The organism is Tsukamurella hominis (assembly GCF_965137015.1).
In the GTDB taxonomy this organism is placed as follows: domain Bacteria; phylum Actinomycetota; class Actinomycetes; order Mycobacteriales; family Mycobacteriaceae; genus Tsukamurella; species Tsukamurella hominis.
The window spans coordinates 1-24,230 of sequence record NZ_CBCRZG010000017.1 but is presented as its reverse complement, the minus strand read 5'-3'; the positions used below and the strand labels follow the sequence as shown (position 1 = coordinate 24,230).

The 24,230-nt window shown below is 71.9% G+C and carries 24 protein-coding genes and 2 rRNA genes; 5 read left to right on the top strand and 21 right to left on the bottom strand.

Annotation, left to right across the window (positions count from 1 at the left end):
* Positions 1-21 precede the first annotated feature (21 nt).
* The 4 genes from ACM9LD_RS18735 to ACM9LD_RS18720 all read left to right on the top strand — a co-directional run bounded on the left by ACM9LD_RS18735 (position 22) and on the right by ACM9LD_RS18720 (position 3,306).
* Complete coding sequence (locus ACM9LD_RS18735) at positions 22-1,137, top strand: MlaD family protein (protein ID WP_415678070.1); 1,116 nt, start codon at positions 22-24, stop codon at positions 1,135-1,137.
* 379 nt (positions 1,138-1,516) lie between these two features.
* A complete protein-coding gene (locus ACM9LD_RS18730; RefSeq protein ID WP_415678069.1) occupies positions 1,517-2,026 on the top strand; it encodes a hypothetical protein in 510 nt (169 codons plus the stop codon).
* A gap of 3 nt (positions 2,027-2,029) precedes the next feature.
* Entirely contained in the window at positions 2,030-2,944 is a 915-nt protein-coding gene (locus tag ACM9LD_RS18725; protein ID WP_415678068.1) for a hypothetical protein, read from the top strand.
* Positions 2,941-3,306, top strand: coding sequence for a GntR family transcriptional regulator (locus tag ACM9LD_RS18720; RefSeq protein ID WP_415678067.1), 366 nt, complete (start codon positions 2,941-2,943; stop codon positions 3,304-3,306). Before ACM9LD_RS18725 ends, ACM9LD_RS18720 begins: the two co-directional genes overlap by 4 nt.
* A gap of 4 nt (positions 3,307-3,310) precedes the next feature.
* Here ACM9LD_RS18720 and ACM9LD_RS18715 read toward each other — a convergent pair whose 3' ends face one another.
* From ACM9LD_RS18715 to steA, 13 genes are all read right to left on the bottom strand, one after another.
* Positions 3,311-4,627 (bottom strand): MFS transporter, encoded by a 1,317-nt coding sequence (locus tag ACM9LD_RS18715; RefSeq protein WP_415678066.1) that lies wholly within the window; start codon positions 4,625-4,627, stop codon positions 3,311-3,313.
* Between the two features lie 4 nt (positions 4,628-4,631).
* The gene (gene der, locus ACM9LD_RS18710) at positions 4,632-6,065 is read right to left on the bottom strand and encodes a ribosome biogenesis GTPase Der (protein WP_415678065.1); all 1,434 of its coding nucleotides are present in this window, start codon (positions 6,063-6,065) and stop codon (positions 4,632-4,634) included.
* A complete protein-coding gene (gene cmk, locus ACM9LD_RS18705; RefSeq protein ID WP_415678154.1) occupies positions 6,062-6,745 on the bottom strand; it encodes a (d)CMP kinase in 684 nt (227 codons plus the stop codon). Before cmk ends, der begins: the two co-directional genes overlap by 4 nt.
* Before the next feature lie 14 nt (positions 6,746-6,759).
* Positions 6,760-7,704, bottom strand: a complete 945-nt coding sequence (locus ACM9LD_RS18700; RefSeq protein ID WP_415678064.1) for a pseudouridine synthase — start codon at positions 7,702-7,704, stop codon at positions 6,760-6,762.
* Positions 7,705-7,746: 42 nt separating this feature from the next.
* Entirely contained in the window at positions 7,747-8,355 is a 609-nt protein-coding gene (locus ACM9LD_RS18695; protein ID WP_415678063.1) for a hypothetical protein, read from the bottom strand.
* Positions 8,348-9,001 (bottom strand): SMC-Scp complex subunit ScpB, encoded by a 654-nt coding sequence (gene scpB, locus ACM9LD_RS18690; RefSeq protein ID WP_415678062.1) that lies wholly within the window; start codon positions 8,999-9,001, stop codon positions 8,348-8,350. Before scpB ends, ACM9LD_RS18695 begins: the two co-directional genes overlap by 8 nt.
* Positions 8,998-9,903: a segregation and condensation protein A gene (locus tag ACM9LD_RS18685; protein ID WP_415678061.1), complete on the bottom strand. Its 906-nt coding sequence runs from the start codon at positions 9,901-9,903 to the stop codon at positions 8,998-9,000. The genes scpB and ACM9LD_RS18685 overlap by 4 nt, the downstream gene beginning before the upstream one ends.
* The gene (locus ACM9LD_RS18680; RefSeq protein ID WP_415678153.1) at positions 9,900-10,787 is read right to left on the bottom strand and encodes a ParA family protein; all 888 of its coding nucleotides are present in this window, start codon (positions 10,785-10,787) and stop codon (positions 9,900-9,902) included. The genes ACM9LD_RS18685 and ACM9LD_RS18680 overlap by 4 nt, the downstream gene beginning before the upstream one ends.
* Positions 10,788-10,935: 148 nt before the next feature.
* Positions 10,936-11,868: a site-specific tyrosine recombinase XerD gene (gene xerD / locus ACM9LD_RS18675; protein ID WP_415678060.1), complete on the bottom strand. Its 933-nt coding sequence runs from the start codon at positions 11,866-11,868 to the stop codon at positions 10,936-10,938.
* Positions 11,869-11,882: 14 nt separating this feature from the next.
* Entirely contained in the window at positions 11,883-12,566 is a 684-nt protein-coding gene (locus ACM9LD_RS18670; protein WP_415678059.1) for an NUDIX domain-containing protein, read from the bottom strand.
* Positions 12,547-14,280: a CTP synthase gene (locus ACM9LD_RS18665; RefSeq protein WP_415678058.1), complete on the bottom strand. Its 1,734-nt coding sequence runs from the start codon at positions 14,278-14,280 to the stop codon at positions 12,547-12,549. The genes ACM9LD_RS18670 and ACM9LD_RS18665 overlap by 20 nt, the downstream gene beginning before the upstream one ends.
* Positions 14,281-14,345: 65 nt before the next feature.
* Entirely contained in the window at positions 14,346-15,266 is a 921-nt protein-coding gene (locus tag ACM9LD_RS18660; RefSeq protein ID WP_415678057.1) for a copper transporter, read from the bottom strand.
* Entirely contained in the window at positions 15,267-16,457 is a 1,191-nt protein-coding gene (gene steA / locus ACM9LD_RS18655; protein ID WP_415678056.1) for a putative cytokinetic ring protein SteA, read from the bottom strand.
* 166 nt (positions 16,458-16,623) lie between these two features.
* On the opposite strand from steA, the gene ACM9LD_RS18650 reads away from it, so the two are divergent.
* The gene (locus ACM9LD_RS18650; RefSeq protein ID WP_415678055.1) at positions 16,624-17,643 is read left to right on the top strand and encodes a hypothetical protein; all 1,020 of its coding nucleotides are present in this window, start codon (positions 16,624-16,626) and stop codon (positions 17,641-17,643) included.
* A 74-nt stretch (positions 17,644-17,717) separates the two neighbouring features.
* On the opposite strand, the gene recN is transcribed toward ACM9LD_RS18650, so the two are convergent.
* The 8 genes from recN to ACM9LD_RS18610 form a co-directional block, all read right to left on the bottom strand.
* Positions 17,718-19,499, bottom strand: a complete 1,782-nt coding sequence (recN, locus tag ACM9LD_RS18645) for a DNA repair protein RecN (RefSeq protein ID WP_415678054.1) — start codon at positions 19,497-19,499, stop codon at positions 17,718-17,720.
* 4 nt (positions 19,500-19,503) lie between these two features.
* On the bottom strand, positions 19,504-20,409 hold the full coding sequence (locus ACM9LD_RS18640) for an NAD kinase (protein WP_415678053.1): 906 nt from the start codon (positions 20,407-20,409) through the stop codon (positions 19,504-19,506).
* Positions 20,406-21,230 carry a TlyA family RNA methyltransferase gene (locus tag ACM9LD_RS18635; protein WP_415678052.1) on the bottom strand — a complete coding sequence of 275 codons (825 nt, stop codon included), beginning with the start codon at positions 21,228-21,230 and terminating at the stop codon, positions 20,406-20,408. The genes ACM9LD_RS18640 and ACM9LD_RS18635 overlap by 4 nt, the downstream gene beginning before the upstream one ends.
* Entirely contained in the window at positions 21,230-21,448 is a 219-nt protein-coding gene (locus ACM9LD_RS18630; protein ID WP_415678051.1) for a hypothetical protein, read from the bottom strand. Before ACM9LD_RS18630 ends, ACM9LD_RS18635 begins: the two co-directional genes overlap by 1 nt.
* A 10-nt stretch (positions 21,449-21,458) precedes the next feature.
* Positions 21,459-22,409: an HAD-IIA family hydrolase gene (locus ACM9LD_RS18625; RefSeq protein ID WP_415678050.1), complete on the bottom strand. Its 951-nt coding sequence runs from the start codon at positions 22,407-22,409 to the stop codon at positions 21,459-21,461.
* On the bottom strand, positions 22,406-23,740 hold the full coding sequence (locus tag ACM9LD_RS18620) for a hypothetical protein (protein WP_415678049.1): 1,335 nt from the start codon (positions 23,738-23,740) through the stop codon (positions 22,406-22,408). Before ACM9LD_RS18620 ends, ACM9LD_RS18625 begins: the two co-directional genes overlap by 4 nt.
* Before the next feature lie 138 nt (positions 23,741-23,878).
* A 5S ribosomal RNA gene (rrf, locus tag ACM9LD_RS18615) occupies positions 23,879-23,995 on the bottom strand.
* Between the two features lie 139 nt (positions 23,996-24,134).
* A 23S ribosomal RNA gene (locus tag ACM9LD_RS18610) occupies positions 24,135-24,230 on the bottom strand; the annotation flags it as partial.

The window sequence follows — 24,230 nt, the reverse complement described above, 5'->3', positions numbered from 1 at the left end:
CTACGGATAATTTGTCTATCTGTGGATCTTGCTCCCGTGCCCGGCTTCTCCCCGTCGCCCGCCCAGCTGCGGCGGCGCGGCGTCGCGTTCAGCGTGTGCCTGGCGCTGATCGCCCTCGCGGCCTGGGGAGTGCAGGCGCTGCGTCCGCAGGACGTTTTCACCTTCACCCTCCGGACACCGACCGTGGCCGCCGGGATCGTCGAGGGCGCCAAGGTGCGGATCCAGGGCATCGACGTGGGCTCCGTCAGCGAGATCAGGTCGCTGGGGAACGCACAGCAGGGCGTGACCCTGCGCCTCGACGGCCCGCAGGGCCGGACCCTCACCAACAACGTCGAGGCGGCGTTCTCCGCCGGCAACCTGTTCGGCGTCTCCGAGGTGATCCTCACCCCGCACGAGGGCGGCGGCGCCCTGCAGAACGGCGCCGAACTCGCCCCGACCCGCCGGATCACCGACAACACCGTCTCGAACATGATCACCACCCTCGGCGACGTGAACGACGATGCCCTGCGGCCGCACATGAGCCAGGTGCTGCTGAACGTCGACGCCTCGTCGAAGGCGATGCTGCCGCTCCTCACCGCGCTCGGCAGCGTGGCGCAGACGATGAAGGACACGCAGCGCCTCTCCACCGCCCAGACCTTCCCGACGGTGGTCGCCGCCCTCCAGGCCGCCGATCCCGCGCTCGCCGCGATGATCCCGGCGTTCCAGGCGGGCCTCGACCACCGGCCGCTCCACAACGGCGACAGCAAGAAGACCCTCGCCGTGCAGGACGGGCTCAACGACGAGCGCACCGGCCTCGTCGCCGGCCTGCAAGCGATCCTCACTCCCCAGGCACTCGAGGGACTGAAGACCGCGTCGCCGATGCTGGTCAGCCTGCTGCAGCCGATCCTCGCCGCGTTCCCGAACGGCAGCGCGACCGGCGTGGGGATCCAGCTGTCGCAGCTGATGGACAACGTGCGCAAGGCGATGCCGAACACTCCGAACGGCCCGGTGCTGAACCTGCGCCTGTCGGTGGACTACCCCGCCGTGGCAGCTGTTCTGCCGCCCGGCGCGGACGCAGTGAAGCCGGGCACGCCGGCGAAGCCGGGCGCGACGTCGAAGCCCGCTGCTCCCTCCGCGTCGGCGACCGCGCCGCGCTGACCCCGCCGCACCGACCCCGGCCCATCGCCAGCGGCTGATGGGCCGGGGGTGTGCGCGGTGGGTTGACGGTCGACTCGACCTCGATCTCGTTTGTCCCCCGCGCGGCACCGAGCCGCGACTCGAGCGTTCGCTCCCCCACCGGACGCCGCACGCTCGGTGGGGGCTCGGCCTACCCCCGCGCGACGCCGAATCCCCCGTCAGACGCCAATTCTCCCCGTCTGAACACCGATTCCCCCATGGCGCGCCATCCGGGCCGGATCGTCCCCCACGCGGCGCCGAGCACAGCCTCGAGACGAGGAGGCATTGTTCTAAACAGTTGACACATTGCCCGGCGCTGTGATCAACTCCTTGTATCAAACACACGACACAAGGAGTCAAAATGCGTCGCTCCCTGATCGCCGCTCCCGCGGTCGTCCTCGCGGGCCTCGCCCTCGCCGGCTGCGGATTGAGCACGACGGTGACGAAGTACCCGGTGTCGGGCACCCTGGTGGCCCTGCCGGAGTGCGCAGGTGGGGACTTCATCGTGTTCAACGAGGGCATCGGCCCAGCGATCAAGCGCGCCGGACAGGGGCTCGCCGAACTCGAACAACCCGTCAACTTCAGCGGCGCCTTCAGCGCCGAGCAGTCGGCGGACGGACGAATCGCGCTCACGATCGAGATGTGCGGCCCGGGCGTCGGCCCTGACGGCACCAGGGACGGCGCGTCAACACTCGCTCGGTCCTTCGCTCGCACCGACGGCCTGCGCGACAAGTTGGGAAGCGTGCTCGTCATCAACAGCGACACCGGTATCCGCATCACGACCACACCGTTCGATAAAGCCCGATTCGCATCGGAGACCCCGGTCGCCGATCTCCGGTCGCAGTGGCGCGACGCTCCCAAGGAGAACTGACCCATGTTCATCGGCATCTTCCTCCTGCCCCTCATCCCGCTCGCGATCGCCGCCGTGGTCATCCGCGTGATCTACGTGCTGGTCACCACTGACGCCGCCGCCCCGCGCACCCCGGAAGCCCGCCGAGCGTCCCGCTCGGTAGCGGCCGCACTCGGCGTCGCCTCGCTGCTCGCCGTCGCCACGGCGACGACACTCATCGTCGACGACCGACTGGGACGAGGACTTCTCCTCGCGTTCCCTGCCGCGCTCATCGTCCTGCAGCTCGGCCTCGGGGCCGCCACGGGAATCATCGGCTCGGCAGTCCGCGCACGCGAATCCGTTCGGGTCGCATCACTCTCACCGCGGACGATCGACGTCACCGCTCCGCGCAAGCTCCTCGTGGCCACCGTGATCGGGGTCATGGCCGCATTGGCGTTCGCTGCGATCGGCTGTGTCACCGCGTCTCCGGACGAAGCCGGCCTGCCCCGCGCCTTCGCCTCGCCCGGGGAATACGGCGGCGTCGAGATCACGACACCGTTCACCGGGTCGTTCTACGCGATTCCCGCAGCACTCGCGATCGTCGTGTCGACGCTGCTCGCGGCTATCACCGTGATCGGCGCCCGGAAGTGGGGCGCCCTTGACCAGGCCGAACTCGACATCGCGCTCCGCGTGGGCATCTCCACCCGCACGATCGCCGCAACCGCCATGGCCACAGGGTTCCTCCTGGTCGTGATGGGCTGGTCGCTCATCGAGGCCGCCCTCCAGGTCGCGCATTCGGCGGAGGACTCGCCCCTGTGGGCAATCGGCCGCTTCGCCTTCCCGGCGGGAGCCGCGATGGGCTTCGCCCTCGGAATCTGGGCGTTCCTCGCCTTCTTGATCCCCTCTCGCACTCGAAGGACCGGGACGGCGGCGGTCCGGCTTGAGGAAGTCCGGCCATGACCGGGCCCGCCATCGTGGTCCGCGCCGACGATCCGCTGCCGCCGTACGAACAGATCCGGCGACAGATCGCCGGCGTGATCGCCTCGGGTGGACTCCAGCCGGGCGACCGGCTCCCCCCGCTGCGGCAGCTGGCCCGAGACCTCGACGTGGCGGTCGGCACCGTCGGGCGGGCGTACCGCGACCTCGAGGCCCAGGGCTGGGTGGAGTCGCGTCGCGGGCGCGGCACGCACGTACTCACGCCGCCCGCCGCCACCGTCGCGCCGCCCACCGAGGACCTGCACCGCCTGGCTCGCAACTATCTCGCCGCCGCCATGGAACTGGGCTTCACACACCAGCAGGCCATCGACGCCGTACACCGGTGACCGCTCAGGCGAGCGCGCGATCACGGGCGGGCTGCACCTGCAGGAGCAGGACCAGCCCCAGCGCGAGGACCAGGATGATCCCGCCGATGCCGGCGCGGTCGGTGCCGAAGACCCAGACGAAGAGCCCGAACAGCGCGGGTCCGAGGAACGAGGCCGCGCGGCCGGTGGTCTGGTACAGCCCGAACATCTGGCCCTCGCGGCCGGGAACCGTCATCCGCGCGAGCATGCTGCGCGCCGAGGACTGGGCCGGGCCGACGAACACCGTGAGCATGAGCCCGAAGACCCAGAACATGGTCTCGCCACTGACGAACAGGAGCACGGTGCCCGCGATCAGCATGCCCGCGAGGCAGGTCACGATCACGGGCTTCGGGCCGATCCGGTCGTCGAACCGCCCGGCGATCACCGCGCCCAGCGCGGCCACGACATTGGCGGCCACGCCGAACAGCAGCACCGTCGACTCGCTCATCCCGTACACGCTGTGTGCGAGCACCGCGCCGAAGGTGAAGGTCGCCGCGAGCCCGTCGCGGAACACCGCCGACGCGACGAGGAACCACACGACGTTGCGGTCCGCGCGCCAGAGCGAGCCGATCGTCGCGAACAGGTCGCGGTAGGCCCCGGCAAGCCCGCGGCGGGGCGCCGCGCTCGGGTCCGCGGGGAGCTCCGGCACGAGGAAGAGCACCGGCAACGCGGAGATCGCGAACCACGCCGCCGCGAACAGGGCCACGAGCCGGATGTTCAGCCCGCCCTCGGTGGGCACGTCGAGGAACCCACGAGTCGGCCCGTCGCCCGCGATGAAGCCGAAGTTGCAGATCAGCAGCAGCACGATGCCGCCGAAGTAGCCGCACGCCCAGCCGATCCCGGACACCCGGCCGATCGTCTTCGGCGTGGAGACCTGCCGCAGCATCGCGTAGTACGGCACGTTCGCCAGCTCGAAGGCGGCGGTCCCCACGGCGAGCAGCAGCAGGCCGAGCCACAGGTACTGGTACTCGTCGCGCACGAAGAAGCACGCGGCCGTGCACAGCGTGACCACGGCGCTCCACACGGCGAGCGAGAACTTCCGCCGGCCCGCGGCGTCGGCACGCCCACCCAGGACCGGCGCCGTCAGCGCCACGACCACGCCCGCGGCGGCCATCGCCCACGACAGCCAGCTGGTGGCGCTGATCGGGCCCGGGAGGTCCTCGCCGACGGCACCGGTCAAGTACACGGTGAAGATGAACGTGGTCATCACCGCGTTGAACGCGGCGCTCCCCCAGTCCCACGCGCACCACGCCGCCACCTGGCGGCGCGGGACGGGCGCGGTCGGCACCTCCACCGCCGTCACGGCGCTACTTCTTCGCGCGCTTCTCGCGGACCCGCACGTTCACCCGCACGGGCGAGCCGTCGAAGCCGAACTCCTCGCGGAGCCTGCGCTCGAGGAATCGCCGGTAGCCCGCCTCCAGGAAGCCGGTGGTGAACAGCACGAACGTCGGCGGGCGCGTCGCGGCCTGGGTCGCGAACAGCACCCTGGGCAGCTTGCCGCCGCGCAGGGGCGGCGGGGTCGCGGCCATCACGTCGCGCAGCCAGTTGTTGAGGCGGCCCGTCGGAATGCGCTTGTCCCACGACTCGAGCGAGGTCTCGATCGCGGGCACCAGCTTCTGCAGCGCCCGGCCCGTCTGGGCGGAGATGTTCACGCGCAGCGCCCACGGGATCTGCACGAGCTCCCGGTCGATCTCCTTCTCGAGCATGTACCGGCGGTCCTCGTCGACGAGGTCCCACTTGTTGTAGGCGATCACCAGGGCGCGCCCCGACTCGATCACCATCGACAGCACCCGCAGGTCCTGCTCGGTGATCGGCTGGGAGGCGTCGATGAGCACGATCGCGACCTCGGCGGCCTCGATCGCGCCCTTGGTGCGCAGCGAGGCGTAGAACTCGTGTCCGCTGGCCTGGTTGACCTTCTTGCGCAGGCCCGCGGTGTCGATGAACTTCCACGTCTTGCCGCCGAGCTCGACGAGCGAGTCCACCGGATCGACGGTGGTGCCGGCGACGTTGTCGACGACCGACCGGTTCTCGCCGGTGAGCTTGTTGAGCAGCGAGCTCTTGCCGACGTTCGGCTTGCCGATGAGCGCGATGCGGCGCGGCCCGGTGCCGCCGGTACCCTCGCGGGGCGTCTCCGGCAGCTTCTCCAGGATGATGTCGAGCAGGTCGCCCGTGCCCCGCCCGTGCGCGGCCGAGATCGTGTGCGGCTCACCGAGCCCCAGCGACCACAGGGTCGCGGCCTCGGCCTCGGTGCGCTGGTCGTCGACCTTGTTCGCCGCCAGGATGACGGGGGCCTTCGAGCGGCGCAGCACGCGGGCGACGGCCTCGTCGGTCGCGGTGGCGCCGACGGTCGCGTCCACGACGACGACGATCGCGTCGGCGGTGCGCATGGCGACCTCGGCCTGCGCGGCGATGGACTGCTGCATGCCCTTCGCGTCCGGCTCCCAGCCGCCGGTGTCCTGCACCAGGAACCGTCGTCCGGCCCAGTTGGCCTCGTAGCTGATCCGGTCGCGGGTCACGCCCGGGATGTCCTCGACCACGGCCTCGCGGCGTCCGAGGATGCGGTTGACCAGCGTCGACTTGCCCACGTTCGGACGGCCCACGATGGCGACCGTCGGCAGCTTCGCGGCGGCCTCGGCGGCCTCCGCCTCGAGGTCGGCGAAATCGCCTTCGTAGTCGGCGAAGTCGCCCTCGTCGTCCCAGGTGCCGTCGTCGCCGGCGTACTCGAGCTCGTTGTCACTCATCGGGTGACCTCCTTATCGCGGGAGGCGCTCAGCGCGCGGTCGGCCGTCTCGGCCACCGCCGCGACGGTCTCCTCCAGGTTCATGTCCGACGAGTCCAGCTCGATCGCGTCGTCGGCCGGACGCAGCGGCGAGATCTTGCGCGTCGAGTCCAGGCCGTCGCGGCGCTGCACGGACGCCAGCACCTCGTCGTAGTCGCTGGGGAGGCCCAGCTCGGTGTTCTGCGCGTGGCGGCGCTGCGCGCGCGCCTGGGCCGAGGCCGTCAGGTAGATCTTCACCGGCGCATCGGGGAAGACGACGGTGCCGATGTCCCGGCCCTCCACCACGATCGGCGAGTCGTCGTCGGCGGCGATGGCGCGCTGGTAGTCCACGAGCTGCTCGCGCACCTCGGGGACCGCGGACACGGCGGAGACGGCCGCGGTCACGTCGTCCTCCCGGATCCGGCGGGTAATCGAGATCCCGTCCAGCTCGACCTGCTCCGACAGCGGGTCGCAGCCCATGGCCAGCGGCAGGTCCGCCGTGGCCGCGGCGATCGCGGCGGGGTCGGTGAGGTCGACCTCCTGCTCCAGCGCCCACACGGTCGCGGCACGGTACATCGCGCCGGTGTCCAGGTAGCGGGCGCCGAGGTTCTCGGCGATGCGCCGGGCCACCGTCGACTTGCCGGTCCCCGAGGGGCCGTCCATGGCGATCACGAGAGTCACAGTCCCACCGCCTGGTACAGCGCCGACACCTCGTCGCGGCCGAGGACGCGCAGCGAGCCCGGGCGCTGATCGCCGAGGGCCACGGACCCGACGTGCGTGCGCACCAGGCGCTCGACGGGGTGACCGACCTCCGCCAGCAGCCGGCGCACGATGTGCTTGCGGCCCTCGTGCAGCACGAGGCGGACCATCGAGCGGCCCTCGGAGGCCTCGAGCACGGAGAACTTGTCCACCTTCGCGGGGCCGTCCTCGAGCTCGACGCCGGAGCGCAGCGTGTTGCCGAGCCGGCGCTGCACCTCGCCCTGCACCCACGCGAGGTACGTCTTCGGCACCTCGTAGGAGGGGTGCATCAGCCGGTGCGCGAGATCGCCGTCGTTCGTGATGAGCAGCAGGCCCTCGGTGTCGGCGTCGAGGCGGCCGACGTGGAAGAGCCGCTGGCCGGCGGCGACGCGCTCGGCCACGATGTCGCCCACGCAGGGGCGGCCCATGTCGTCGCTCATCGTCGACTGCCAGCCGCGGGGCTTGTTCAGCGCGAGGTGCACGAGGTTCTCGTTGACGAGCACGCGGACGCCGTCGACGCGGACGACCGCGACGTTCGGGTCCACGCGGCGGCCCTGCTCGGTCACGATCTCACCGTCGACCTCGACGCGGCCGTCGGCGATCATGTCCTCGGCCACGCGCCGCGACGCGACGCCGGCCTGGGCCAGCACCTTCTGCAGGCGGATCTTGTCGCTGTCGCCGCCCGGGTGCGGGGTCTTCTCCGGCGCGTCCCAATCATCGGGGTCGCGCACGGGGACGTTCTGCGTGCGTGCGGGTTTGGCGTTCGAGAGGCGGGGGACGCCGCCCTGGCGTCCCGCCTGCTTCTGCTGGGGCTTCGCGCCCTGTTTCGGCTTGCTGGTTCTGCTTCTGTCCGGTGTGCCATCACGGCGAGCGGGTCTGTTCATGATCCCTCCATGATCGCAGGTCGCGGCCGAAATCGGTATTCGTCAGCGCGGCGCGGTTCGGGCGGCGCTCAGCGGGCGGTTCCGGCGGCCCATGAACAGCACCGCCGCCCCGGCGGACGTGACCACGATCGTGCTCACCAGACCGCCCTTCGGTGGGAAGAACAGCGGGTCGCCGCCCGCGTCGCCGCCGGTCAGGTCCTCGAGCCCGCTCATCATCATGGCGGGGAAGATCCACACCAGGATCGACAGGACCGCGGCCACCCCGAGGAGCCCGCTCGCGAACGCGCGGCCGCGGGCGGCGAAGGCTGGACGCACCGTGGCGACGATCACCAGGATCAGAGCGACGATCGCGAGCCCGGCGGTGGCGTACCCCCACGGGAGCACCCCGTCGGCCAGCACGTCCGGACGCCCGAACCCGCCGGTCACCGCCGCGTCCGCCTCGGCGCCGGTGAGCACCATCCGTCCCGTGCCCGTGAATCCGAACGGCACCCCGACCCGGCCGATGGTCAGCCCGAACCAGGTCGCGGTCGCGGCCCACGCGGTCAGCGCGGCGACGGCCCCGCTGAGGACGAGCGGCCACCAGCGGCGCACCGTCGGGCCGGCGGCGCCGACGGGGAAGGCCTCGCGGAGGACGGCGGAGAGGTCAGGCATCGGGATCGAATCCGATCACGTCGGCGCTCTTGCGGCCGAGTTTGGCGAACCGCGGCTCCTCGTCGAGGTGGGAACTGAGGTCCTCGATCACGTCGACCTCGGGCAGCAGCGGCGCGAGCGGCGGCAGCTCGTCGAGCGAGCTCAGGCCGAGCCGCTCGAGGAAGAGTTCGGTGGTCGCGTAGGTCGTGGCGCCGGAGTCGGTGCCCGCCTCGGTGATCAGGCCGCGGGCGGCGAGCGTGCGCATCACCCCGTCGACGTTGACGCCGCGCACCGCGCCCACCTGCGACCGGGTCACGGGCTGCTTGTAGGCGATCACCGCGAGGGTCTCCAGCGCGGCGCGGGTCAGCTTGGAGCGCACCCCGTCGAGGAGCAGCCGCTCGACGTAGGGCGCGTACTCGGCGCGGCTGTAGAGCCGCCAGCCCTCCGCGGACTCGCGCAGCTCCATGCCCGAACGCCGCTCGGCGAGCTCGCCGGCCCAGGTGCGCAGGTCGGCGGTGATCCGCTCCTCCGGCTCCTCGAGGGCGGTGCCCAGTTGCTCCGCGGTCGCGGGCGCGTCCACCACCAGCAGCAGCGCCTCCAGCGCCGACCGGAGCTCGTCCTGCTCCATGCCCTCGACCAGGGCGAAATCCTCGGCCTGCTCGCTCATTGTTCCTCCTGCCAGTCGTCGCCGGGTGTCTCGTCGTACTCGTCGCGGGTCCCGCCCACCACCGTGCCATCGTTCTCGCCCGACCAGCGCACCTTGAGGTCGCCGAGCGCCTCGGGCTGGTCGAACAGCACGGCCCGCTCGCGGTACAGCTCGAGCAGCGCGAGGAAGCGGGCGATGACGGCGATGCCGGAGTCGCAGTCGGCGACGAGCTCGGCGAACCCGCACCAGTGGTCGGGCCGCTCCCGCAGCCTCGCCGCGATGAGGCGGGCCTGCTCCGGCACCGAGACCTTGGGCACGTGCAGATGCCCGAGGCCGACGGTCGGCTTCGGCTTGGGGGTGAACGCGGACGCGGCGACGAGCGCGAACTGCTCGGGCGTGACGCCCAGCTGGACCGGGGGCACGAGCTCCTCGAACCGCGGCTCGAGGCCCACGGCCCGGGGGTACCGACGGTTCGCCTTCGCCTCCAGCTGGGCCATCAGTTCCGCCACCTGCTTGTAGGCGCGGTACTGGAGCAGGCGGGCGAACAGCAGGTCGCGGGCCTCGAGCAGCGCGAGGTCCTCGGCGTCCTCGACCTCGCCCGCGGGCAGGAGCCGCGCGGCCTTGAGGTCGAGCAGGGTCGCGGCGACGACGAGGAACTCGGTGGTCTGGTCGAGGTCGGCCTCGGCGCCGAGGTGCTTCGTGTAGGCGATGAACTCGTCGGTCACCACGTGCAGCGCCACCTCGGTGACGTCCAGGCGGCGCCCGCCGATCAGCTGCAGCAGCAGGTCGAAGGGGCCCTCGAAGTTGGCGAGCTTGACGGTGAAGCCGGCCTGCGACGCCTCCGCGTCCGACGCCGCCGCGGGGGCGGGGTCGAGCGGGACCTCGGCTTCGATCGGCTCGGGCGCCGCCGCGGTGTCGGTCACGTCTCCTGCGCGATGACCTCGCGCGCGAGGGCGCGATAGGCGGTGGCGCCGGACGACTTCGGCGCCCACGAGGTGATGGGCTCACCGGCGACGGAGGTCTCGGGGAAACGCACGGTCCGCGAGATCACCGAGTGGTACACGGCGTCGCCGAAGACCTCGACCACGCGGGCCATCACGTCGCGCGAGTGCAGCGTCCGCGAATCGAACATGGTGACCACGATCCCCGCCATGCCCAGCCGGGGGTTCAGGCGATCCTTGACCTTGTCGACGGTGTCCGTGAGCAGCGCGAGGCCGCGGAGCGCGAAGTACTCGCACTCCATCGGGATGAGCACCTGGTTCGCGCAGGCCAGCGCGTTCACCGTGAGCAGCCCCAGGGAGGGCTGGCAGTCGATGAGGATGTAGTCGTAGCGGTCCAGGACCGGGTACAGAGCGCGCCCGAGGGTCTGCTCGCGCCCCACCTCGTTGACCAGCTGGATCTCCGCGGCGGAGAGGTCGATGTTCGACGGGAGTAGGTCCAGTCCGTCCACCCGGGTGCGCAGCAGCACGTCGTCGGCGGAGATCCGCGACTCCATGAGCAGGTTGTGCACCGTGAGCTCGAGCTCGTGGTGCGCGACGCCGAGGCCCGCGGACAACGCGCCCTGGGGGTCCAGGTCGACGAGCAGCACCCGCCGCCCGTAGGAGGCGAGCGAGGCGCCCAGGTTGATGGTGGTCGTCGTCTTGCCGACGCCGCCCTTCTGGTTGCACACCGCGATCACGCGGGCCGGGCCGTGCGTGGTCTTGGGCGTCGGCTCGGGGAAGTCGACGCGGGGCCGGCCGGTGGCATCCAGGCCGTCCTCGGCCGTGGGCTTCGGCGCGTGGTGATGCTCCAGCTCCCCCAGGTCCAGGCCCGGGTTCTCCGCATCCGGCGCTGCCGCCACTGGCCCACCTCCTTCTTGCTTCCTCTCACACCCTAATGCGCGCTGTGCATCGACGGATGCAGCGGCGCGCGCGACCGCCGATTCTACGGATCGACGCCCCACGGGCCGGTGCACCTCACCCCAGGGCCCGCGGGTGGGCCTGGGCGTAGACCTCGCGGAGCGCGCTGACGGTCACGAGCGTGTACACCTGCGTGGTGGTGACGGAGGCGTGGCCGAGCAGCTCCTGCACCACGCGCACGTCGGCGCCGCCCTCGAGCAGGTGGGTGGCGAAGGAGTGCCGCAGGGTGTGCGGCGAGACGTGCGTGGTCGCGGTGTCGATCCCGGCGCGCTCGGCCGCCGCGGCGAGCACCTGCCAGGCGGACTGCCGGGAGAGCCGGCCGCCGCGGACGTTGAGGAACAGCGCCGGATTCGAGCGCTTCACCAGCGCGGGGCGCCCGCGCACGAGGTACGCGTCCAGGGCCGCCAGCGCCGGCCGGCCGATGGGCACCACCCGCTGCTTGCCGCCCTTGCCCTGCAGCACCACGGACCGGGACTCCGCGTCGATGTCGTCGACATCGAGCGCCGTGACCTCGGAGATGCGGGCGCCGCAGGAGTACAGCAGCTCGAGCATCGCTCGGTCGCGCAGACGCGACGGGGTGTCGGCGTCCGAGTCTCCCCCGGCCGCCTCGAGCAGCGCGATGACCTGCTCGACGGGCAGCGCCTTGGGCAGGCGCTTGGCGGGCGCGGGCGGGCGCACCTCGCGCGCGACGTCGACCGGCGTCACGCCCTCGGCGGCCGCGAACCGGTGCAGCCCGCGGACGGCGATCAGCGACCGCGCGGCGGAACTCGCGGCGAGCGGCGGATGATCGTCGCCGCCCTCGCGCAGGGCGACGAGGAAGCCGCTGACCTGGTTCTGCGTGACATCGGCGAGATCGTTCACACCGAGCGCAGCCAGGTACTCGCGATACCGGCCCAGATCACGCCGGTAGCTGCTCAGCGTGTTCGCCGCGGCGCCCCGCTCGACGGTGAGGTGGTCGACGTACGCGCGCAGCTGATCGTCGAGTGCCACCCCGACCGACACAGTTACCGCCCGTCCTCCACGGGCCGGCCCTTGCGGGCGGCGAGGGCCGTCGGGCGGCCCGGCCAGGGCGCGTCGGAACAGCGCAGAGGGGTGTCGTCGTCGGTGACCATCGTGGCGGCGAGGATGGCGCTGACCGAGGTCGAGTTCACGATCTCGCCGGAGAGCACCATGCGGACGGCGTCCGGCATGGCGATCCACTCGACGGTCATGTCGAGCTCCTCGTCCTCCTGCTCGGCCATCTCGCAGTAGCGCAGGTCGGTCGCGAGGAAGACGCGCACCATCTCGTCGGTGAAGCCGGGCGACGGGGCGAGGTCCACGAGCACGTGCCAGTCGCGCGCGCCGAGCCCCGTCTCCTCCGCGAGCTCGCGCTGCGCGGCGCACACGGGCTCCTCCTCGCCGGTGTGATCGAGCAGCCCCGCGGGAATCTCCAGCATCCGCCGGCCCATGGGGTGGCGGTACTGGTTCACCATCGCGATGGCGCCGTCGGCGTTCATCGCGACGACGGCCACGGCACCGTCGTGCTCGACGACGTCCCGGACGGCGGTCCCGCCGCCCGGCATCGTCACCTCGTCGCGCCGGACCGCGAAGATCGTGCCCTCGTACACCGTCTCACTGCTGAGTGCCTGGAAGTCGTGCGTCTGCACGGAACCGAGCGATGCGAGCTGCTCAGTCATCTGCGTGGTCATCCTCCGACGGTACCTCGTCCACGGCGGTGCGGACGCCGACCGGGAGTTCGAGCTCGGCCCGGTACTTCAGGGCCGCGCCGACGAACGCGGCGAACAGCGGGTGCGGCCGCGTGGGACGCGACTTGAGCTCGGGGTGCGCCTGCGTGCCGACGAGGAACGGGTGCGCCTCCTTCGGGTATTCGACGAACTCGACGAGGTGCCCGTCGGGCGAGACGCCGGAGAACTTGAGGCCCGACTCGGCGATCTTGTCGCGGTAGGCGTTGTTGACCTCGAAGCGATGCCGGTGGCGCTCGGAGACCTCGGTCGCGCCGTAGGCGTTCGCGACGATCGAACCGCGCTCGAGGGCCGCCGGGTAGGCGCCGAGGCGCATGGTGCCGCCCAGGTCGGCCTCGCCGGCGACGGCCTGCTCCTGATCGGCCATCGTGGAGATCACGGGGTACTGCGTGTCGTCGTCGAACTCGGTGGAGCTGGCGCCCTCGAGCCCGACGGACCGGGCGGCCTCGATGACGATGCACTGGAGGCCCAGGCACAGGCCGAGCAGCGGCACGCCGCGCTTGCGGGCGTACCGGATGGCGCCGAGCTTGCCCTCGATGCCGCGGATGCCGAAGCCGCCGGGGATCAGGATGCCGTCCATGTCGCGCAGGGCGGCGGACGCGCCGGCCTCGGTCTCGCAGTCGTCCGACGGGACCCAGGAGATCTGCACCTTGGCCCAGTTGGCGAAGCCGCCGGCGCGCAGCGCCTCGGTGACCGACAGGTAGGCGTCGGGCAGGTCGATGTACTTGCCGACCAGCGCGATGTTCACGGTCTCGCGGGGCTCGTGGACCCGCTTGAGCAGGTCGCCCCACACGGACCAGTCGACGTCGCGGAAGGGCAGGCCCAGCTTGCGCACGACGTAGGCGTCGAGCTGGTTGCGGTGCAGCACCTTCGGCACGTCGTAGATCGAGCCGGCGTCGGGGCAGGAGATGACGCCGTCGATGTCGACGTCGCACATCAGCGCGATCTTGTTGCGCTGCCCCTCGGGCACGTCGCGGTCGCAGCGCAGGATGAGCGCGTCGGGCGTGATGCCGATGCTGCGCAGCGCGGCGACGGAGTGCTGCGTGGGCTTGGTCTTGAGCTCGCCGGACGCGGCGAGGTACGGCACCAGCGAGACGTGCAGGAAGAAGACGTTGTCGCGGCCCACGTCGTGCCGCACCTGGCGGGCGGCCTCGAGGAAGGGCTGCGACTCGATGTCGCCGACGGTGCCGCCGATCTCGGTGATCACGACGTCCGGGACGATGCCCTCGGAGTCGGGCGCCTGCATCGCGAGGATGCGGGCCTTGATCTCGTCGGTGATGTGCGGGATGACCTGGACGGTGTCGCCGAGGTACTCGCCGCGCCGCTCCTTGGCGATGACGGTCGAGTACACCTGGCCGGTGGTGACGTTGGCGATGCCCGAGAGATCCCGGTCGAGGAACCGCTCGTAGTGGCCGACGTCGAGATCGGTCTCGGCACCGTCCTCGGTGACGAAGACCTCACCGTGCTGGAACGGGTTCATGGTGCCCGGATCCACATTGAGGTACGGATCGAGCTTCTGCATCGTGACGCGGAGACCGCGCGCCGTGAGGAGCTGTCCCAGACTGGAGGCCGTCAGGCCCTTACCCAGGGAGGACGCAACGCCTCCGGAGACGAAGATGTGCTTCGTGGCGACACGCGCGCCAACGCGAGGAGAGGGCAACGAGACTCCCGTATTCGAGCGGACAAACCTGCTTCTACTACGGGACTCCAGCCTATCACCAGCTGTCAGCCGGCGCCCGTTCCGTAGGCGCGGACGTCGCCGCGCGTCGCCTGCGCGAGCGCCAGCGCGGTCGAGACCTGCCCGACGACGGTGTCGGCGTCATCGACGGTGGCGAGCCCCGCGCCGAGCGCCCTGTCCTGCCGGACGACCACGATCGGGCCCGCACCCTGCGACGATCCGGTGCGGCCGGCGAGCACGGATCCGTCGCCGTGCCGCGACAGGGCGGCCGCGAGGCGGCCGATCCCCTGCCCTTCGCCCGCGCGTTCGCCCGGAACTGTTCCGCCCGTCACGATCACCGCGGCGCGCGCGCCGGGCACCGTCGGGCCGGAGAAATCGACGAAGCCGGCCTGCTTCAGGGCGGCGAGTGCGTCGGTCCGGCCGGTCGACGGCGGCTTCGCCGCCCCCTCGGAGAGGAGGACGGCGCCGAGCAGGTCGCCGGCGCGGGCGCGCGGGTCGACGAGGCCGGCGTCGAGGGTCACGCCGTTGGGGACGGCGTTGTCGACGACGCCGCGCAGGCGCTCGGCCTTGTCCTCGGCGTAGAGGTCGTCGGTGAGGGTCAGCGTGCCCGCAATCGTGCCGCCGCCCTGCGTGATCCGCCGGCCGATCTGCCCGACGTCACCGCGGTCGGCCGACGGCGCGACGACCATCAGGACGGGGATGCCGGCCAGGCTCCGGCCCAGCGTCGACGGTGCCGCCGCGTCGGCGAAGGCGTCCGCCGCGCGGGCGCGGTCCGTGAGCGCGGCGTTGCTCTGCTCGAGCTGATCGACCTTCGTGCGCAGGTCCTTGAGGTCACCGTCGGTGGTGAACCGGGCGAGGACGCCCCCGCCCAGCGCCACCCCGACCGCGAAGGCCAGCAGGACCGCCGCCCAGAACAGCGCGGGCCTGCGGGCGCCGGACGAGCGGAGGCGGCGCGACGGCCCCGGCACCTAGAGGGCCCGGAACTGGCCCTGGACCCAGAGCGCGAAGCGGTTCCACTGGTCGATGACCCACTGGAGCAGGTCGTGGCCCTGGTTGGAGACCAGCACGGCCGCGACGACCGCCACCAGCGCGGCGAGGATGAACAGCGCGATCGCGCCGCCGTGGCCGCGGCTGCGGTACAGCGTGGCGACTGCCTTGCCGTCGACCAGCTTGGTGCCCACCTTGAGCCGGGTGAGGAAGGTCGACGGGTTGGACTCGCGGCGGCCCGCGTCGAAGAACTCCTCCAGCGAGGCGGAGTGGCCGACGGAGACGATCAGCGAGGCGCCGTGGTGGTCGGCGATGATGAGCGCGAGGTCGGCGGCCGAGCCGGTGGCGGGGAAGGTCATCGCGCCGATACCGAGGTCCTGGATGCGCTCGAGGCCGGGCGCGTGGCCGTCGGGGGCGGCGGGGAGCACGACCTGCGCGCCGGAGCGCAGCGTGTTGGTCGTGATCATCTCCGGATCGCCGACGATGAGGTCGGGGCGGTAGCCCGCCTTGACGAGCGCGTCGGCGCCGCGGTTCACGCCGATGAGGACCGGCGCGTACTCCTTGATGAACGGCTTGAGGCGCTTGAGGTCCTCGACGTGGTCGGCGCCGTCGGAGACGACGAGCACGTGCCGGTTGTTGAGGTTGACCTCGACGTCCGGGATGCCGACGCCGTCGATGAGCAGCGGCGACTCGACGCGGATGAACTCGACGGTGTTGCCGGCGAAGGCCTCCAGGTGGTCGACGACGCCGGAGCGCGCGGCCAGCATGCGGGAGGTCACGTCGGTGTCGGTCAGCTGCTCGCCCTGCGCCAGCTCGCGCTCGCCGGTGTAGACGACGCCCTCGTGGACACGGATCTTCGCGCCGTCCTTGACGCGCGAGAAGACCTCCTTGCCCGCGTCGTCGACGAGCTCGATCCCGGCGGCCGCCAGCACCTCGGGTCCGAGGTTGGGGTAGCGGCCGGAGATGAACGGCGACGCGTTGACCACCGCCGCGACCCCCGCCTCGACCATGAGGTCGGCGGTGGTGCGGTCGAGGTCCAGCTCGTCGCACACCACGATGTCGCCGCGGCCGATCCGGCCGAGCAGACGCGTGGTGTCCTTGTCGACCCGGGCGGTGCCGGTGACGCCGGGCAGGTTCGACGTGTTACGGGACAGCAGGCCAGTGAGCTTCATGCCGCACATACTGCCCCGTGAGTCACAGAAGTCACGGGAGGCGCGCCGACAACACTGGAAACTTTGAACGACTCTCGCCGCTCTGGTTGCGCATCCGCGCCTCGACCACGCCCGCTCCTGACGATCGCCTTGACCTCAACCGCGGTTCACCTGATGACATGTGGTCATGAGCAGCAGCGATGAACTCGACGAGGCCTACAAGCGCCTGCACCGCACAGGCCCCGAGTTCGACGGCTACCTCAGCAACCACGGTCCGATGGTGGTGGAGGCTCTGGTCCGACGCGGGCATGGGGAGGCGGTCGACAGGTGGCTCGATGGATACGTCCCCAGGCTCGACGATGCGCCCCAGGCCGTGGTCCGCCCGGCACGATGGCCCGACGACCTCGGTGACCCGACGGCGCTGACCGCGTGGATCGCGACCTTCACCGTTGTGCTGCAGGAAGCGCCATGGCGGGAGGCGCTCGCCGATTGGTGGCCGCGCCTTCTCCACGGCGTAGCCGCGGGTGCCACCCACGGCGCCATCCGAGTGGGTCACGCAGTCGACGCATTGCTCACCTGGGGTGAGTCTGCGGAACGCATCGAGGAACTCGCTCATGCACTGGCCTACTGGGCGGCGCGCTGGCAGCCCGTACCCAGGACTGCGAGACCCGGCGGAACCCTGGCCACCGCCGACGCACTCGCAGGTGTTCCGCGGGTGCCCCACGCCGAGGGCGGCATCGAAAGCAGGCTCGCGCAGCTGGACGATCTCGACGGCTGGCCGGCGGCGCAGCACGCCCTCGCACCGAATGCCGACGCGGAGGAAGCGCTCCGAGCTGTCGTCGCCACCGCGGTCGCTCGCTATGCGACGCATGCGCACGGTAGCCCCGTGATGCTCGTCCACGCCGCGACGGCGCCGAACGCTCTTCGCCGCGCACTTCCCGCGCTGCCTGCAAGCTTGCACGATGCAACTGCAGCGGCCGGGTGGTCTGCGGCTGCCGCGATATTCGCCGCCTACGGCCCCGCGCGAGCCGCGCCCGCGCCACCTGCGCTCGGCCCAGCCGACGCGATGATCGACGCGGCCATCGCTCACGGTGACGAACACGTGATCAAACTGACGGACACCGCCGTTGATGTCCTCGACTGGAACCCCGACGACGCGGCGTCCCGAGCCGTTCACGCCGCCGTACGCGGGATCGCGACACAGTGATTCCCAGCGGTTTCGGCGACGGCGACCAGGCACTTCCCCACCGAAACCACTAGCAACCGCGCCGCCGCGTGCAGTCAGCGATCCGCGTGCGCACCCGACTGCGCGACCTTGTCGGAGTCGGCCGCCTCGAGCAGCTCCTCCGCGTGCGCGCGGCCGGTGTCGGAGTCACCCAGGCCGGCGAGCATGCGCGCCAGCTCGGCGATCCGCTCCTCGCGCGACAGCGCGGTCAGCGTCGACGTGACCGAGCCCTTGCCCGTCTGCTTCCCTACCGTCAGGTGCGTGTCCGCGAACGCGGCGACCTGCGGCAGGTGCGTCACGACGATCACCTGGTGCCGCTGCGCGAGCGCCGCGAGCCGCCGGCCGATCTCGACCGCCGCCTTGCCGCCGACGCCGGCGTCCACCTCGTCGAAGACCATGGTCAGGCCCTGCTCGGTGGCCGCGAGGACCACCTCGAGCGCGAGCATCACGCGGGAGAGCTCGCCGCCCGACGCGGACTTGCCGATGGGGAGCGGGTTCGCGCCGTCGTGCGCGACGAGCCGGAACTCGACCACGTCGGTACCGTGCGCGCCGGCGCGGCGCGGCGCACCGTCGACGACGACGCCGTCGGTGTCCGGCGCGACGGTGTCCGGCGCCACGTCCACGGTGATCGAGGCGCCGCCCATGGCGAGCTTGCGCAGCTCGCCGGTGACCTTCTTGCCCAGGGAACCCGCGGCCTTCACCCGCGCGGCGGTCAGCGCCGCCGCGGCCTCGGCGAGGTCCGCTTCGAGCGACGTGACGCGCGCCTGCAGCGCGGCGAGCCCCTCGGCGGAGGTGTCGATGCCCTCCAGCCGGGTGCGGGCCTCGTCGGCCCACGCGATGACGCCGTCGATGTCGGGCGCGTACTTGCGGGTGAGGGTCTTGAGCTCGGACTGGCGCAGGAGCAGCGACTCCAGCTCCGACGGGTCGCTGGGCAGGTCGGTGAGGTAGGCGCCCAGTTCGGTCGCGACGTCGCCGGCGACGGTGGCCGCCTCGTCGATCCGCTCGGCGAGCGCGCGCAGCGCGGCGTCGTCGGAGCCGGACAGCGACGCCCGGACGGTGCCGAGCAGGTCCAGCACGGAGCCTGCGCCCTCGCCGTCGCTGCCGTAGCCGGCGCCGGTGAGCGCGGCGTAGGAGGTGTCGGCGGCCTCGCGCAGGCTGTCCAGGTCGGAGAGGCGCTTGATCTTCTCGACGGTGTCGACGTCCTCGCCGGACACGGGCTCCACGCCGTCGATCTCGGCCAGCGACGCCGTAAGATGGTCCTGTTCGAGGGCGAGCTCGCGGGAGCGGGTGGTGCGGTCGGCGAGCTCGGCGCGCGCGGCGAGCCACTCCTCACGGACGGCCTGGTAGGCGCGCAGCGCCTTGGTCGCCGGGGAGCCTGCGAAGGCGTCGAGCAGGTCGCGCTGGCGCTCGGGCCGCAGCAGCCGCAGCTGGTCGTTCTGCCCGTGCACGGTGAGCAGGGGCCCGGCGAACTCGGACAGGGTCCCGACGGGCACGCTGCGCCCGCCGAGGTAGGCGCGCGAACGGCCGTCGGCGGCGACGCTGCGCACCGCGATCACGGCGTCGTCGTCGAGCTCACCGCCGGCGTCGTCGACGGTCGCGCGGACCAGATCCGCGGAGCTGGCCCCCGCGAGCGAGAACCGCCCCTCCACCACGGCCTTGTCGGCGCCGGCGCGGATCCGGCCGGGATCGGCGCGCGCGCCGGCGAGCAGGTGCAGGCTGGTGACGACCATCGTCTTGCCCGCGCCCGTCTCGCCGGTGAGCACCGTGAGGCCGGGCGCGAACTCCGCCGCGGCCTGCTCGATGACGCCGAGCGACGAGATGCGGATCTCTTCGAGCACTGCGCTATCCCCCGATTCCCGTGCTGTTGTCGGCGACGCCGTCGCCGTCGCGGCGGCCGCGCCAGCCGCTGATGGGCAGTTGGAACTTCGTCACCAGGCGGTCCGTGAAGGGGCCGGCGCCCAGCTTGATGAACCGCACCGGCTCCTCACCGCGCCGGATCTCGATGCGACCACGCTCGGGCACCTCGAGGGTGCGGCGGCCGTCGCAGAAGGCGATCGCCTCGTGCCGGCTGCCCTCGACCTCGATCGCGATCACCGATCGCGGGCTGGTGACCATGGGCCGGGCGAACAGGGCGTGGGCGTTGCTCGGCACGATGAGCAGTGCCTCGAGGTCGGGCCACATGACGGGGCCGCCCGCGGAGAACGCGTACGCGGTGGAGCCGGTGGGCGTCGCGACGAGCAGCCCGTCGCAGGCGAAGCGCGAGACGGGGCGACCGTCGACCTCGGTCACCAGCTCGAGAAGGCCCTGGCGGGACCGGTTCTCGACGGAGACCTCGTTGAGCGCCCAGCCCTGGGAGACGAGCCGGTCGCCGTCGTGGATCTCGACGTCCAGCGTCATCCGCGGGTGCACGGTGTAGCGCCGGTGCAGGAGGTCGTCGATGGTGTCGGGCACGGTGTCGACCTCGGACTCGGCGAGGAAGCCGACGTGCCCGAGGTTGATGCCGATGATGGGGACGTCGGCGCGGCGCGCGAGCTCGGCGCCGCGGAGGAAGCCGCCGTCGCCGCCGAGCACCACGACGACCTCGCAGCCGACCGCGGCGTCGTCGGGCGCTTCGCGGACGTCGCTCTCGAGCTTCATCCGTACACCCGCGGCGTCGAGCCTCCGACGGATGTCCTCGACGGTGCGATCCACGTCGCTGCGGAGCGTGTGGACCACCACCAGGAACGTGCGGTCGTGCGGTGCGGTCACTGCGGTCCCTCCGTCACTGCCGTGTCGATCATGTCGTCCACCGCGTCGGGGAGCGCGACGGGGCCGTCGCCGCCGGATTCCCTGCGCAGCCACAGGAAGTACTCGACGTTGCCCGACGGTCCGGGCAGCGGACTGAAGGTGACGCCGCGGGTCGTCAGTCCCACGGCGGCCGCGGCCTCGGCGACGCCGCGGACGGCGCTCGCACGCAGCTCGGGCTCGCGGACCACGCCCCCGGAACCGAGGCGCTCCTTCCCGACCTCGAACTGGGGTTTGACCATGGGCAGCAGGTCGGCGCCCGGCGCCGCGCACCGCGCGAGCGCGGGCAGGACGAGGCCGAGGGAGATGAAGGACAGGTCGCCGACCACCAGGTCGACGGGGCCTCCGACGGCGTCCGGCTCGAGGAAGCGCACGTTGGTGCGGTCGAGCACCGTCACGCGGGCGTCGTCGCGCAGCCGCCAGATGAGCTCCCCGTAGCCCACGTCGACGGCGTAGACGCGCTCGGCGCCGCGGTGCAGCAGTACGTCGGTGAAGCCGCCGGTCGACGCGCCGGCGTCGAGGCACCGTCGGCCCTCGACCCGGACGTCGGGGAAGGCGTCGAGCGCCCCGATCAGCTTGTGCGCGCCGCGGGAGGCCCATTCGATCTCGCCGGCGACGGCCGTGACGTGCACCGGGTCGGCCGGGTCGATCTGGTTGGCGGCCTTGCGCGCGACCTGCTTGTTGACGGTGACCCGGCCGGCCTCGATGAGCTCGCGGGCGTGGTCGCGGGATCGGGCCATGCCGCGGCGGACCAGCTCGGCATCGAGCCGCACCCTCCGTGCCATCAGGCGCGATCCACGGAGTCGAGCGCGTCGACCAGGAGGGAGTGCGCCTGCTCGAACAGGGCGGCCTGCCGGCCGAGCGTCGCCAGCTCGCCGACGCCCGCCACGGCGCCGGGGTCGACGACGGGCGCCGCCTCGAGCTCGTCGACGCGGTGCATCAGGTCCTCGACGGCGGTGCGCACGTCGGCCGGATCGCCGGATCGAAACACTGCTGGCTCCACGGTGTCCACGCTATCGGATGGTCAGCCGCAGGCCCGACCGGCGCTCCTCGGAGAGTTCCCGGGCGGCGGCGATCGCCACGTACTTCGCGTCGGCGCGATCCGCGCCGGGCTCGCCGGTCACGGTCAGGTCATCGCCGTCGACGGTGGCGGTCCACCCGGCGCGCGGTCCGGGCGAGGTCGCCGCGCGCGGCTGTCGCAGTCCCTCGAGGGTCTCGGCGACGTACGTGGGCTGGTGCCGGTCGGGCGCGGCGACGACGTCCTGCACGTCGTTGACGCCGGTGAGCACGAGGTAGGTGTCCGAGCCGAAGGCGTTGCCGCCCTCGATGTCGGTGTCGAGGCGGTCGCCGACGACGAGGGCCGTGGTGGCCCCGGCCGCGCGCATCGCGTCGACGAAGATCGGGGTGTAGGGCTTCCCGGCCACCTGGGGCTCGCGCTCGGTGGCGTTGCGTACGGCGGCGACCATCGACCCGTTGCCGACGAGCAGTCCGCGCTCGGTGGGGAGCGTCGCGTCGGTGTTGGTGGCGACCCAGACGGCGCCGGCGCGGATCGCGAGGGCCGCCTCGGACAGTCGCGCCCAGCCGGTCTCGGGGCTGTGGCCCTGGATCACGGCGCGAGCGTCCTCGGCCTTCTCAACCAGGGGCAGGCCGCGGGCCTCGACCTCGGCGCGCAGCGCAGGAGCGCCGACCACGAGGACCGGCGTGCCCGCGGGCACCAGGGACGCGAGCAGCCCGGCACCGGCCTGGGCGCTGGTGACGACGGTGTCGTCGGGCGCCGCGAAGCCGAGGTCGCGCAGGTGCTCCGCGACCTCCGCGGGACTCCGGCTGGCGTTGTTGGTCACGTAGGTGACGGGAAGCCCGTCGAGGGCCTCGGACGCACCGGGGATCGCGGCGGCGCCCGCGTAGGCGGTGCCGTCGAGGTCGACGAGGAGCCGGTCGTAGCCGGCCGCGAGCGCTGCGCTCATTCCGCGGAGTCGGCGGACAGCTCGGCGACGCGCTCCTCCGCGTCGGTGGCCTCGTCCTCGTCCGCGGCGGCCGCGTTGAGGAACCAGGTCAGGGCGTCGTCGCGGCGCTCGGCCCCGAGCAGGGCCTCGGCGTAGACGTAGAACAGGCGGGCGGCGTGGAAACCGCGGCGCGCCGGATCGAGGTCCTCGGCCTGCAGGGTCACGACGGCCTTGTCGTACTCCCCCAGGTCCATGCGGGCGCCGGCCTCGACCATCCGCAGCTCGGTCCGGTCGTCGCCGGTGAGCTGAGCGGCCTCATCGCCGCGGGCGGTCTCGATGGCCTTCTCGGGCCGGCCGAGGCCGCGCTCACTGTCGGCGATCATCGGCAGCAGGTTCACGGTGCCGCCCATCCGCTTCGCGGCGCGCAACTCGCTGAGGGCCTCGGACCACTCGCCGTTCATGTACGCGGCGATGCCGCACGCCTCGCGCACCGCGGCGATGCGCCCGGCGCGTTCGCGGGCCGCCCGGGCGTGCGAGAGCGCCGCGACCGGGTCGGAATCGAGCAGACGTCCCGCCAGCACGAGGTGCGAGGAGACGAGCTCGGCGTTGTTCTTGTCGAGGCTCAGCAGGTCGCGCCGGATCGCCGGATCGAGTTCCTTGGGATCGACGTCCTTCGGGATCGACGGTTCGCCGGCGCGGGTCCGCGGGCGGTCCGAGCGCTCGTCGCGCTGAAACCCGCCGGAACGTCCGCCCTGGCCACCGGGACGCGAGCCCGAGCCGTTGCGGGAGCCGTAGGAGCCTCCGCCGGAACGGCGGTCACCGCTGCCGCCCCGGCGGTCGCCCGAGGGCCTGCCGCCGAACTCGCGACGATCACCGGACCCGGAGGACCGGCGATCGCCGGAACCGGAGCGACGACGATCGCCCGATGGGCGGCCACCGAACTCGCGCCGATCGCCCCCACGGGAATCTCCACCACGGTTGTCCCGACGGTCCCCACCACGGAAGTCTCCACCGCGATTGTCGCGACGGTCCCCGCCACGGAAGTCGCCGCCACGGCTGTCCCGACGGTCTCCACCGCGGGAGTCGCCGCCACGATTGCCGCCGAAGTCACGGCGCTCGCCACGGCCACCCTCGGAGCGTCGGTCACCGCCGGTGCGTCCCTGGTAGCCGCCGCGCTGTCCACCGCCGGAGCGATCGCCACCGCCGCGTCGTTCGTCGGAACGTCCGGCACCGCGATCCGCACCCCGGCTTGCGCCACGTGACGAATCTCCGCCGCTGCTGCGGTCGGTCCGGTCGGCGGGATTGGTGAACCCCGCACGCTGCCGGCGGTCGCCGTTCGACTCAGCCGCCACGTTGCACCCGCTTCCCGTCGCCTCCGAGGCGACCCACGCTACTACTGTACTTGGACATGGCGAAGGCCCCTGGGGAGGTGGAACACTGCGAAGTGTTCGACACGATCCCCAAGGGCCTTCATCCTGTATCTAATTTTAGTCCGGCGGTGTCCTACTCTCCCACACCCTCGCGAGTGCAGTACCATCGGCGCTGGAGGGCTTAGCTTCCGGGTTCGGAATGGAGCCGGGCGTTTCCCCTCCGCTATGGCCGCCGTAACACTGCGAAACAATCACACAGTCGTGTGTTGTCTCAGACATTGCATAGTGGACGCGAACCAGACAGGATCTGGTCTCTGTAGTTAGTTACACGCTTACATTCTGTGAGCTCGTTGCTCGTTTTGGCGAATGTTATGTGTGTGGTAAGCCCTCGACCGATTAGTACCAGTCACCTACACGCATTACTGCGCTTCCAGTTCTGGCCTATCAACCCCATAGTCTGTAGGGGGTCTTA